The organism is Arcobacter sp. L (assembly GCF_000284235.1).
GTDB classification, from domain to species: Bacteria; Campylobacterota; Campylobacteria; order Campylobacterales; family Arcobacteraceae; genus Aliarcobacter; species Aliarcobacter defluvii.
On the sequence record NC_017192.1, the window covers coordinates 2,469,664 to 2,482,579 of the forward strand.

Sequence of the window (12,916 nt, forward strand, 5' to 3'; positions counted from 1 at the left end):
GAATTATAATCCTACTAATTGATTTAATCTTAAATCTTCATTTCCAATTTTTTTTATTTTTAATCCAAACTTTCCTTCAACTATCACTGCTTCACCTTCACCTATTCTCACACCATTTACTAAAATTTCTAAAGGTTCATTAACCATCTGCTCAAGTTCAATAATTTCACCAACATCCCATCTTAATATATCTTTTAATAAAACTACTTTTGTTCCTAATCTAACGCTCAATTTCAATTTCACATTATATAAAAGTTCAAGATTTTTTGATGTATGTACTGAAGATGAAGAAGTTGTATTTACATTAGTTGGTATACTTACAGAAGGGATGATTTTATCTTTAACTTCAGTTTCATCTGAAGCTATTACTCCTGTAATTGAAGAAAAAAAGGGTAAAATTAATTCATCAAAACTAATAATTATTGGTAATTTTTCATTTCCTAATGAAATAATAAATTCATACGCATTCTTTTTTGAAGACAAACTTGAACCTTCGACTATAGAAGAACTTTTTATCTCCGATTTAATTGCTCCAATATCTGGAAGTCCTTGTGCATTTACAGAAGTACAAAAACTTCCACAAATATTTGAAATAATTTCATTTACTGCATCTGTAATTTCATCATCAATATGTTCCTTTAAATCTCCCATTCCACCTAACATTAAATATTCAAATTTAGTTGCACTAAGAGTTGGAATGTAAAAATTTACTTCAGAAGATACACCTTTAAGATCAAACCTTGCACTACACTCTACTAATTGTGTAGAATCAAAATTTTCACTTACCAATTTTGTAACAGCATCTATTTGTGAATTTTTAGATAATAACTGTTCTAGTGTATTTGAAAGTTCATCTTTAAATATATTTGATAAATCTGATGCCAATTAAATTACCTTATGCTTTATTATTTTGTTCTAATTCTTGTAAAATGTAAGCTTTTACTTTCATCATATCCTCTGTTGGATACTTATATTCAGCATCACCTCTTGTAACTTTTACAAAAAAATCTTTTGAATTTTTGTTATAGCCAAATTTTACATTATCTAAGATTACTTCATTTTTTTCAGAAGATGAAATATTACCTAAACTTTTTTTATATTCATCTTCTTGTATTACTTCTTTTTTTTCATCAACATTACTCACTTTTTGAGCTTTTTCAATGTTATTAATTTTTGAATTATCAATTTCAGCAACTCTTCCAATTTCCATAGTGTCCTCCTGAAAAATAACAAATATAGATTATTATAGCAGAAAAAAATTAAATTATTTAAGATTTTATGGATAAACTATAGAGATTCTAGATACTCATCAAAACCAACAAGTTTAAAATCAATTAAAGAATCCCAATAAGGTTGATTTAAAAATTGTTTTGCACTTGATATTTTTAGCTCTTGAATAAGCTGAATTGCAGTTAAAAAATCTGCATCTGGATCATTTAAGATTGCTTTGATTAAAGATATTTGAATAGAAGCATCATTATATCTTCCAGCTTCAAGTAAAGCTGCAACCATTAAATACATTGTATATTTATCTTCTAATTTATATTCACTTTGTAAATATTCTAAAGTTTTAATTGTTTCATCGGGTAAATTAAAATGTAAATCTCTTAATGCTTTTGTTCTAAGATAAGATGGTGTATTTTTACCTGTAATTTTTAAATCAGCTTTATAAAAAATCCCTAAAGCTTTTAAAATATCAATATAATAACGTGTAATAATAAGTGGACCTTCTAAAAAATTGTTATTCAATGTTAAAGGTATAGAATCTTGTAATCTTGCATAATATGCATAATCATTTTCATTATCTCTTCTTTGAACCAATCTAATTAAAAATGTAAGTGGATCTTTAATATATTCATCTAATAACATATGATTTAGCAGTGGTTTATTTTCATTCATTGTTTTTAAAAAATCTAATGCTTTATAAAAAATTGTATTTTGATAAGTCAAAGGTTGATCAGCTGATGTAAACTGAGGATTTAAAAAAAGTTTATAAATCTCTTTTCCAAAATAATTATACAATCCATTACTTGTTTTTATAGTTGTTTCAATGTATTCTTTATCTTTTATTTTTACATTTATTCTATTTGCTGTTATCAAAAACATTGTTGAATAAAGTTTATTTCCAGGATTTAATTTGTAAGCTTTTTCAAAATATTTAAATGCATTATGAAAGTCATTTATTTGTGCACATGAAAGTGCTAGATTATAATAAATATATGATTTAGTATCTTTAGTTAACATTTTTTTCAATTCTGTAACTCTAATAATTGGATCTTCTTTTACAATTTTAAGAAATTTTGAATTGTAATCTACCATCTCTTCTAAATTTAATATATTTTCTTTTTGATTATAAATAAAACCTTTTACAGTATCATAAATTATTTCTTGAGAATCTGAAAATATAAAAGGAGCAAAGTAAAAAATAAAATCGATTTTTCTTGATTCATCAAATTTTAAAACAGAATCCAAATATTGTTTTGAAGTATATTTATTTTGATTAAAATATATTTCAAGAGGAAGCTCAAGATTTGCTTTAAAAGTGTTTCTTCTTTCATTTATTAAATCTAATGTTTCTTTTAATTGATCCAATTTATTTGATTTCAGATCTGTAAAACTTAATATCCATAATATTTTATCTAATGTATTTGGATTTACATTTTGTTCTTTTGCTTTTCTAAGTAACAAAGCAGCTTTTTCATAATCTTTTAATTTTATATAAATAAGAGCTTTTTTCAAATCCATAGTATAATCCATAGAGTTTAAAACTTCCAAAGCATTTTCGTACTCTTTTAGAATAATATAAGTATCAGCTAACATTCTTTTTGTATGTTCAGAAAGATTTTTATATTTTTTAGAAACTTTTACAATAGTATCAAGATATTTATTGTCTTTTGAAATCTGATATAAATAAAAACAAGCAGACATATAAGAGAAAGTATTATTCTTTATATTTGAATCTTTTTCATAAATCTTATTTAAATATACAATTGCATTATCAATTGAACCCAATTTATAATAAGCAATCCCCATATTTAAATAAGATGGCACCTCAAGTACTGATGATGTTTTTTTAAAAAGTTCTATAGCTTCTTCGTATTCATTTTTACTTAAATGTAAAACAGCTTTATTAAAATCTATTTGTAATGCTAAATTTTCTTGAGATTTTTGAAGTTTTTCAAATTGAAAAATTATCTCGGGTTGAGATTCAATCAAATCATTTGCATAAGTAACAGATAATATAGAAATAAGAAAAAATACTTTATTTAAAATTTTCATACAAATTTATGCCTAAACCATTGCGTTAACTTGAGCATATAACTCTTCATTTCTTTTTTCTAAATCATCAACTCTACTTTTTAAATTCATATTTTCAAGTCTTAATTCTTGTAAATCATCTCTTGCAACTTGTAAATTTCCTTGATTTGTTTTTAACGTATTTGAGCTAATTTTTACTTGTTTTTCATATCTGTCTATTAGACTTTCTAATTTCGCCATATCTTCTTGTATAAGATTTTTTTCTTCATTAACTTTTTTATACAAAGATTTATAAACATTTGCACTAGAAAAGAAATAAAGTACTAATACTCCAAGTACTGCTATTAATAAAAAATTTTCCAAATTTACCCTACTAAAAATAAATAGAGTAAAAAATTACTCTATTTATGAAATTATCTTTTTAAATTGATTAAAGTATTTAATAACTCATCAGATGTTGTGATAGATTTTGCATTTGCTTCAAATGCTCTTTGAAATACCATCAAATTTACTAAACTTTCACTTAAATCTGCTTTACTTAATTCTAATGTTTTTCCTCTTACTTCTGCCATTTTATTATTATTTAAATTATACTCTGGCTCTCCTGATTCATTCGTTTTTGCTAATAGATTGTTACCTACTGATTCTAATCCTTGATTATTATTAAATCTTGCTATTGCAATTTGTCCTATTGCAAACTCTACACCATCTTGTTTCATTGTTATTAATCCTGTACTATCTACAGAAAATGAACCAAATGCTGAATCAGTTAATCCCAATGTGTCAAGTCTTAATTGTAAACTTCCCTTTGATGCTGTCTGGTCTACTTTATTTATAATTTCTATAAACTCTGCTCCAGCTCCTTCTCTTCCAGAATAATTTGCATTTACATCTATTGGTGTTAAAGTACCTGCATTATCATATTTCATTATACTTGTAAATTCAACATCATAATTAGAATCAAGCGTTTGTATTACTAAATTTCCATTTACATTTCTTGCTTCTACATATTTTGATAAATTTGGATCAGAATTTATTCCAGTAATAATATCATCAATAGTAGCTACACCTGTAAAGTTTATTGGAAGAGATTGAGGAGGAGTTGCACCATCATTAGGAATAGGTATATTTTGTCCTATTTCTTTATCATAAATAGTTATTCCATATGTAAAATCTGTTGCTGTTCCTATTTTCAAATCTTGAGGAGTATAAACATCTTGTTGTTTTCCTGTTATCAATCTTGATAATGCATCTTTTGATGTTTCTAATCCTGCTATACCTGAACCTTTTTTTGCTAATCCAGTTGATTGAAAATTACCTTGTATAGTTGTCTCTCCTGATTGTTCTCCTATTTCTGTTATTTTAAATTCTTCTCCAGGTATCAACGATTTTATTTGAATTATCCCTTTTAACATATCTGCTAAATTTGTAGAATCAGTATATGTCTCTGTCGTATTAAACACATCAGCATGCCCAGAATCTATTGCCATTGTTGCTACTAATCCTGGCTCTTTATTCGAAATTTCATCTGCTAATGCTTTATATGTTGCTATTTTCCCTGCTGCTTTATCATATGCTGCTATTGCTGCTTCATATGCTGGTGTTGTTGGAGATGGTGCAGGAATTAATGTTGCGGGATCAGTTAATCCTTCTGCAGTTCTATCTGCTGCACTCATTGAATTCCATAAATCTTCTCTAAATGCTTGTGTTGAATTTGTTTGTATAAAATTTTGTGACCATTTATTACCATTTATTACTACATATACTTGGTCACTCTCTTTTCCAATTATAGAATCTGTTCCTGATTTAAAGTTTACCTGTGAAACTTGTGCTGTAGATGCAGAAGAAAAAGCATCTGGTTCTTCTTTTAATTTTTGTAACCAACTTGTATAATCTTTTATTGCTGCTTCAATATCTGATAATTTTGATGATTTTGTTTTTGCTCCATCTCCACTAAATACTGTTGTTGAGTCAGATTTTGCTGTCAAATCATAATCTGTTGATTTTGCAGTTATTGTCTCTATATACGTTCCATGTCTTATGATTTTTGTTCCCAATAATTTTGTATAATCATTTGTGAATAAACTAACATTTGGATTTGTGCTTGTTACATCATTTTGGCTATCTATTGGACTCATCATCCAACCTTGTACTTCATATCCACCAGAATCTTGTAAGGTTCCATTATCCCCCATTCTAAAGTTTCCTGCTCTTGTGTAGAAGGTTTCTGCTGTTCCTAGCGTATTTTTATTTATTACTGTAAAAAATCCATCACCTTCTAACATCATATCATAGTCTACGCCTGTTGTTTTTGTCCCACCTTGCACATACAATTTTTCTGCATCTAGTACGATTGATCCCTTACCTATCTTATTTTGATACATTTGATCTGCAAATGATATTCTTGAGGCTTTATATCCTATTGTATTTACATTTGCTATGTTATTTGCTTCATTATCTAGTGCTTGTTGGTGTGACGATAATCCTGAGATTCCTGTCCATAATGCGCCTATCATATCTTATCCTTTTTTAAGGTTTAATGAACTTATGTTCATATATTAATACTAGTAATAGTACTAATATAAAAACACTACTTTATCATATCAATAGCAGTTTTTATAAAATCATCAGAAGTTGTTATTGATTTAGAATTAGCTTCAAATGCTTTTTGATAGATTAACAAAGTACTTAATGTATTACCAAAATTAACATTTGCATTTTCTAAAGAATTAGGTATAACTTTATTTAAATCATTTGCATTAAAAGCAACTCCTGATTCTTTTGTCACACTATAATTATTACCGCCAGCAGCACTAAGTCCTTGAACATTTTTGAAACCAGCTGTATCTATTTTCCCTACTAAAAAATCATTATTATTATTCGATACATAGACAAATCCATCATCAGAAATTGAAATATCTCCTTTTACATCTTGAACTAATCCTAATGCATTTAATCTAAGATTAATTTCATTACTACCTATTACAGAATTATCTCCATAAGCTAAAATATTAGAAATTTCTAAAAATTTTGCTCCTGCATTTTCAATTGCTGTTTTTAATGCGTTTCTTGAACTTTCAACCATTGATAATCCAGATCCTAAAATTGCATTTTGAACTTTTGTTACATTGACAAATTCATTATTAACTGTTGCATCTACTAAATTAAATTCTTTACCTGGAACCATTCCTTGTATATTTAAAACTCCTGAATTAAAATCAACATTTGAAGTTAATCCCTGTATATTAGATATTTTATCTGATAACTTTTTTAATGTTGTTTCAATATCAGTATCAAAATTTTGTCTTATTAGACTATTATTTATTGTTACAGATAAATAATCATTTTCATCTACTAATTGAGTTAATTGTGAAGAAAAATTTACTTGTGAAGATTGTGTAGTTGAAGATAAAGACTGAGCATCTGGATTAGATTGAAAAAGTTTTAATTTTTCTACATAATCACTTATCATCATTTCAACATCATTTATTTTTGAACTTGCTGTTTTATAATTATTACCATTTTCAGTATCATCAACTGCTGAAGTATAATAATCTGTTGCACGAGCATTTATATTATAAACCGTTTTATTTGAATTAACATCAATTGATGCTAAATTTTTTGAAAATTCATTAGAAAATATATTATCAGCTACATCAGAAGAAATTACTGTTCTATTTTGTGGAGTTAATCCTAAAACTTTCATATGATCTTGAGTTTCAAGTAAACCATCTTCTGCTTGTTGGAAATCTCCAGCTCTTGTATAAAAGATATCTCCATTTGTTCTTTGCGAAACTACAAAAAAACCATCTCCTTCTATAGCAACATCTAAGTTAACATTAGTTGGTTTAATATTCCCTTGTGTAAATTGCTTATCAATACTTTGAGTTCCAACACCTTTTCCATATCCTGATTTATATAACATATCTTCAAATGTTATATTGTCTAATTTATGACCTACAGTATTAACATTAGATACATTATTTGATTCAACAGATATTGCTTTGTCATAAGTTGAAATACCTGACATACCATTCCATAATGCACCTATCATTTAAAATCCTTAAAATATTTTTGTTATTGATGAAAAAGGTAAACTTGTTAATTCATCCGAATAAACTGCTGTAGAAACTCCAGCTAATGCATAGTTATGTTCAGCTATTATTTCATTATTTTCATCAAGTAATGTTAATTTTCCATCACTAACTAAAGGTGTTCCTGGAGCAGTTAAAACTATTTTTTTACCTGTTTTTTCTCCATTTTCATCTAATATTTCACCATTTATATTATAATTTACTACTTCATTTTTTGAAGAATCAGCTGGATCTTTTAAAATAACTTTATCTTCTAGATATAAGATTTGTTGAGCTTTTACTTGTATTTCACCATCTACATTTTCAATTGATCTTACAGTATATGCTTTAGTTACTCCATCTTCTCCAACATTTCCACTTTCTATATTTTTACCTATAATTCCTGTTGCATTTGATAATGCCGTTTGAGAATATGCAGTTTGCATCTCTTGCATTGCTTTTATCATTTCTTGATTCGTATTCAATGTTGACATTTGCATTTGAGTAGATAACATCTGTGCTGAATCCATAGGTTTTGTAGGATCTTGTAATTTTAATTCTTGTATCATTAATTTTAAAAAATCATTACTTGTCAACTGATCATTACTAACTGAAGTTGTATAAGAATTACCATCAACTCCAACTGCCGAACTAACTGAAACTTCTGCCATTTTATTCTCCTATATCATATGTTCTTCAAAGAAATATCTAACAACATTATCTGAATCCATAGAATCTTGAACTCTAACAGCTAATTTATCATCAATTACTATTATATCACCTGTACCTATGATTCTTGAATTTACATATATTTCTCCACCAGAACCTGCTGGTTTATGTAAAGAAATTATATCTCCATCAGTCAATTTAAGAAATTCTGAAATAGTTATATTTGTATTGCCTAACATCACATCAACAACTATCTCAGTATCTACTAATAAATCATAATCTCTTTCACTAATTTCCATTTAAATACTTTACCAAATTATTTTACTAAATTATATCATAAAGTTGTACTATTTTTATTAATCAAACAATTTTAATTATATAACTAAATCTAAGGACTCTAACATTGAAGCGACTTTTGATTCAATATTCCCATCAAAATTTCCTAAATCACTTGCAATTACTACCCCACCTGCTATGACATTTGGATCTTGATGTAGTTCAATAAAAGGTTCTAAATTTAATTGTGATTTTAATATTTCATAATCTTTTGGGTTTAGATGTATTTGTACTTTTGATGCAGTTTTTATTTTATCAAGTAAATGATTTATTGTTTGTTTTGCAATTTTTGCTGAATTTTCTCCAACTTCTATGTTTATAATTTTTTGTGCAATAGAAATAGAAGTTTTCAATAATTTAGTTTCCATTTGAAAAGTTGCTTGTTCGAAAAATGCAGCATAATTTTTTAGATCTTTTATTGCTTGAACAACTTGTGCATCAATATCTTTGCCCTTAATTCCATCATTTTCTATATTTGTAACTTTTGCTGATATTTCATTTAATTTTGCACTTAAATTTCTAACTTCAATTAATAAAGGATCCACTTTACCATTTATTTCTCTATCATCCAAAATTGCATTAGAATTACCTACTGTATTAGTTTCAATATTATTGTTAATAAAATTTCCCAATTCATATTTTTGAACATCATCATTTTTACTTATTATTCTTGCACTTGAGTATACATTATCAGCCATTAGTTATTCTCTCTATCAATTAATCCGTCTTCAATCATTTTTTGAGCAACATCTAACATTTTTCTTTGTGCGGCTTCAATATCTTTGATTTTAACTTTATTTGACATTTCAAACTCTTCTTTAAATCTATCTCTAGCCCTTTGAGACATAGAATTTGTAACTTTTTCCATTTCGTCTTCAGTTGCATTCTTCATTGCAATTACAACATCTGCTGTTTCTACATTTTGTAAAATTTTCATAATATATTCTGTATCTAAATTTAATAAGTCTTCAAATACAAACATATTTTCTTTAATTTTTGTTGCAAGTGAAGTATCTATACCATTTATATTTTTAAGTATATCCTGAGCTTTTGGTCCCAATTTATTTAACATATCAGCCACAACTTTTACTCCACCTACATCAATAATTGATGATAATAAAGATTCAAGTTTTTTCTCTAAGACTAAAGAAATTGTTCTTACAACATCAGGAGATACATCTTTTATAGTTGCAATCTGGATAGTTACTTTTACTCTTATTTCTTCATCAAGTTGCATTAGAACTTCAGCTGATTTTGAAGGTTCCATATGTGATAAAATTACTGCTATTGTATGAGGAGATTCATCTTTAATGAAATCACTTAATTGTTTTGGATTTATACCATCAAGATATGAAAATGCTTGTGAAGCTAGCTTCATTCTTGAAAGTTTTGCTAAAACTTCATCTGCTTCAGCTTTCCCTAAAGATTTATATAAAATATCTCTTGCAAAATCATAACCACCAGAACTTATAAAACTTTTAGTTCTTGCATATAAATGAAATTCCTCTAATATTGCTAAAGAAATATCTTTATTTATTGATGATATTTGAGTAATTGATGTAGAAATATTTTCTACCATTTCTTTTGGTAAATGTTGAAAAATTTTAACAGTTGAATCTTCACCAATTAAGACAAAGAATCTTGCAACTTTTTCTATCATAGACATTCCTCTTAGAATATCATTTTCTTTTGTCTCTGCCATTCTTTAGCCTTTATTTAAAATTACTATTACCCTCATTCAACAATAATTCAATCATTCTTGCAACTTCTGCAGGATTATTATTTATCTCTTTATCTAATTCTTCAATAAATACTTCATATCTTGCAGCTGATTCTTCATCTAAACCTTCAATATTATTTAATATTTGGCTTTTTACTTTTGATTTTAATCGTCCTTGTGCAGTACTTGAATCAAATTCATTTTCATAATCAGTTAACATATCTTTAACTAAATTTTCATCATCACCATCAACTTTTTGTCTTGTTCCATCACCTAAAATTACAATATCATTTGAAGCAATAAATTTCTTATAAAATATAAATAATAATATTGCAGCAATTAAATATTGTATATATTCACTAAAATCTTTCAGAATAGACTTTATCATAGAAATTGTATCTACTGATTCATTATCAATTACCACTGCATTACCATTTGCATCTACTGTTTGAGCAACTTGATCCAATGGTTTAACACCAATAAATTTAAAGTCTTTAACAGTAATTTTGTCTCCTCTTACTTTATCATAACCTATCGTATCTTGAACAACAGATTCTAAAGAAGTTATAAATTCATCTTTATTTGGAATATCTTTTAAAACTGATGAATCAAATGTAACAGCTGCAGTTATTCTTTTTATATTTGTATAGTTATTATCTTTTTGACTAATAACTTTTTTAGAGATTTCATAATTAGTAACAGTATTTGTTCCTTCGTTATTTGAAGCTATATTTGTGTTACCAGTACCAGTTGTAGGTGTTTGAATATTATTATCTACACCTGCAACACCTCCAGTATTTGATGGCATTCCTTGAGAATTAGATGTATTTTCTATTACTTGTTGTGAACGAATACTTCCCTCTGGATTATATATCTCTTCTTCAACATCTTTTTTTACAAAATCTAAGGATACAGTAACTTTAGCTACAACTCTACCAACTCCTACAAATGGTTCTAAAAGAGCAACTATTTTCTTTGCATAATCTTCTTCTAAATTCTCTTTGTATTTATTTTGTGTAGTAGATTTTTGATTATTTATATCATCAGCTGACATTTCAAGTAAACTTCCATCTTGATCAATTAATTGAATATTTTCATGTTTCAAATCTGGAACAGCTGATGCAATGAAATTTTTAATTCCATCTATTTGCTTTTGAGTTAAAAAAACGCCAGGTTTTAATGATAACATAGCTGAAGCTGTCGTGTCACCTTTTTTTTCAGTAAAAATTGTATCTTTTGGAATAGCTATTTTTACACTAGCTCGTAAAACACCTGTTAACGATTCTAAAGAACGAGACAATTCACCTTCAAGTGCTCTTAGATATTTTACTTTATTCTCAAAATTTGTTGTACCTAAAGATGATTTTTCAAATATTTCCCAACCAACATGTTTACTTGTTGCCGCTTCACTTGTAACTAATTTAATTTTTGCAATATTTATAAACTCTTTTGAAGTTTTTAACGTCAAATTATTTCCTGATCCAACAACAGCAAATTGAATTCCTGAAGCTTCAAGTTCATCGCTAGCAAGCATAACCTGCGATTTTGTTAAGTTTGATGCAATCGTGTAATTTAATTTCTTATCTTCTGCTTTTACACTAGAATAAATTAATAATCCAACCAATAAAATAAATAATAGAGAAAACCCTCCTATTATTACAGCTCTTTGTGCTGCATTTAAATTATTTATAAACTTTAAAAGTTGATCCATTAAATACTTATCCTAATTAATTTTTTGCAGAAGATTCAACCACTGATCTAAATAATCTTGAATCTCTTTTTATTGATGATTGAATTGCATCGAATATAATTTTATTTTTGGCTTGTTCACTCATTTGGCTATCTAAATTTACATTATTTCCATCATTTTGTTCTTCTAATCCCTGAACATTTACCAATTTAGGATTTGTATTATTTGATAAAGGATCTACTGTTGACAAATGTTTTGAGTTTGTTTGTTTTAACTGTAAACTATTATTAAATAAAGCATTATTTAATTCATCTTGAAATACTAAATCTTTAGTTTTATAATTTGGAGTATTTATATTAGCAATATTACTTGAAATAACTTTCTGTCTTTCTCCTCTAAAATTTAACTGATTAAAAAGTGTGCTAGATATACTACTTGCTTCCATTATTTAGTATTGCTCCCAATTTTTTCTATTAAGCCTGCATTTAATTCATCAATTGATTTTATTGCTTTTTGAGATTGTTCAAATCTTCTATGTGCATCAATTAATTCTACCATTGCACTAACTGAATTTACATTTGATTGTTCTATTGCACCTTGAACAACCATATTATCATTATTTTCAAAGACTTCCATATCATTTTGATCTTTTATCTTATAAGTATTATCTCCTAATTTTTCTAAATTAGTATATGGGATTTTTACAACTCCAACTTGTGATTCAAAGCCATTTTCAATAACAATAGGTTCATTATCTGCATTTAACACATTATTTCCATTTGAATCAACTAAAAAGTTATCCAAATTCTTAAATGCACCATCTCTTGTATAAACTATATCTCCATTTGAATTTTGAATTTTGAAAAATGTATCAGATGCATTTAAAGCAAAATCTAAAGTATTCCCAGTCATAACAATAGGCCCCATTTCTGAATTAATATATTTTGAATCAATTTTAGGAATGTTATTTGTTACTTCATTTATTTTAGTAGGTGCTTTATTTTCAGCTTGCATTCTTTCTAAATAATAATTAAAAGTTGTCTCTGTTGTACCTTCTTGTTTAAATCCATAAGTATTTACATTTGCTAAATTATTACTAATTTGATCTAAACGATTAATTTGATTAATCATCGATGCAGCAAGAGGATAAACACCTTGATTCATACTATA

13 protein-coding genes are annotated in these 12,916 nt (G+C 26.8%); all 13 read right to left on the bottom strand.

Translation table 11 applies throughout. From position 1 onward, the window contains the following. Window positions 1–3: 3 nt before the first annotated feature. Window positions 4–885: a FliM/FliN family flagellar motor switch protein gene (locus ABLL_RS12160; protein WP_014475092.1), complete on the bottom strand. Its 882-nt coding sequence runs from the start codon at window positions 883–885 to the stop codon at window positions 4–6. A 10-nt stretch (window positions 886–895) separates the two neighbouring features. Further along, on the bottom strand, window positions 896–1,210 hold the full coding sequence (locus ABLL_RS12165; protein ID WP_014475093.1) for a hypothetical protein: 315 nt from the start codon (window positions 1,208–1,210) through the stop codon (window positions 896–898). A 77-nt stretch (window positions 1,211–1,287) separates the two neighbouring features. Further along, the gene (locus ABLL_RS12170; protein WP_014475094.1) at window positions 1,288–3,279 is read right to left on the bottom strand and encodes a lipopolysaccharide assembly protein LapB; all 1,992 of its coding nucleotides are present in this window, start codon (window positions 3,277–3,279) and stop codon (window positions 1,288–1,290) included. Window positions 3,280–3,291: 12 nt separating this feature from the next. Continuing rightward, window positions 3,292–3,621: a hypothetical protein gene (locus ABLL_RS12175; protein WP_014475095.1), complete on the bottom strand. Its 330-nt coding sequence runs from the start codon at window positions 3,619–3,621 to the stop codon at window positions 3,292–3,294. Window positions 3,622–3,671: 50 nt separating this feature from the next. Next, window positions 3,672–5,774 carry a flagellar hook-basal body complex protein gene (locus tag ABLL_RS12180; protein WP_014475096.1) on the bottom strand — a complete coding sequence of 701 codons (2,103 nt, stop codon included), beginning with the start codon at window positions 5,772–5,774 and terminating at the stop codon, window positions 3,672–3,674. Window positions 5,775–5,848: 74 nt separating this feature from the next. Further along, window positions 5,849–7,312, bottom strand: a complete 1,464-nt coding sequence (locus ABLL_RS12185; RefSeq protein ID WP_014475097.1) for a flagellar hook-basal body complex protein — start codon at window positions 7,310–7,312, stop codon at window positions 5,849–5,851. Window positions 7,313–7,321: 9 nt separating this feature from the next. Further along, a complete protein-coding gene (locus ABLL_RS12190) occupies window positions 7,322–8,002 on the bottom strand; it encodes a flagellar hook assembly protein FlgD (RefSeq protein ID WP_014475098.1) in 681 nt (226 codons plus the stop codon). A 9-nt stretch (window positions 8,003–8,011) separates the two neighbouring features. Then, the gene (locus tag ABLL_RS12195) at window positions 8,012–8,299 is read right to left on the bottom strand and encodes a FliM/FliN family flagellar motor switch protein (RefSeq protein ID WP_014475099.1); all 288 of its coding nucleotides are present in this window, start codon (window positions 8,297–8,299) and stop codon (window positions 8,012–8,014) included. Window positions 8,300–8,374: 75 nt separating this feature from the next. Further along, window positions 8,375–9,034 carry a FliH/SctL family protein gene (locus ABLL_RS12200; protein ID WP_014475100.1) on the bottom strand — a complete coding sequence of 220 codons (660 nt, stop codon included), beginning with the start codon at window positions 9,032–9,034 and terminating at the stop codon, window positions 8,375–8,377. Further along, window positions 9,034–10,038 (bottom strand): flagellar motor switch protein FliG, encoded by a 1,005-nt coding sequence (fliG, locus tag ABLL_RS12205; protein WP_014475101.1) that lies wholly within the window; start codon window positions 10,036–10,038, stop codon window positions 9,034–9,036. The genes ABLL_RS12200 and fliG overlap by 1 nt, the downstream gene beginning before the upstream one ends. A 10-nt stretch (window positions 10,039–10,048) precedes the next feature. After that, complete coding sequence (gene fliF, locus ABLL_RS12210) at window positions 10,049–11,767, bottom strand: flagellar basal-body MS-ring/collar protein FliF (protein ID WP_014475102.1); 1,719 nt, start codon at window positions 11,765–11,767, stop codon at window positions 10,049–10,051. 16 nt (window positions 11,768–11,783) lie between these two features. Beyond that, the gene (gene flgB, locus ABLL_RS12215) at window positions 11,784–12,191 is read right to left on the bottom strand and encodes a flagellar basal body rod protein FlgB (RefSeq protein WP_014475103.1); all 408 of its coding nucleotides are present in this window, start codon (window positions 12,189–12,191) and stop codon (window positions 11,784–11,786) included. Beyond that, a complete protein-coding gene (locus ABLL_RS12220; RefSeq protein ID WP_014475104.1) occupies window positions 12,191–12,910 on the bottom strand; it encodes a flagellar hook-basal body protein in 720 nt (239 codons plus the stop codon). Before ABLL_RS12220 ends, flgB begins: the two co-directional genes overlap by 1 nt. Window positions 12,911–12,916: the final 6 nt, after the last annotated feature.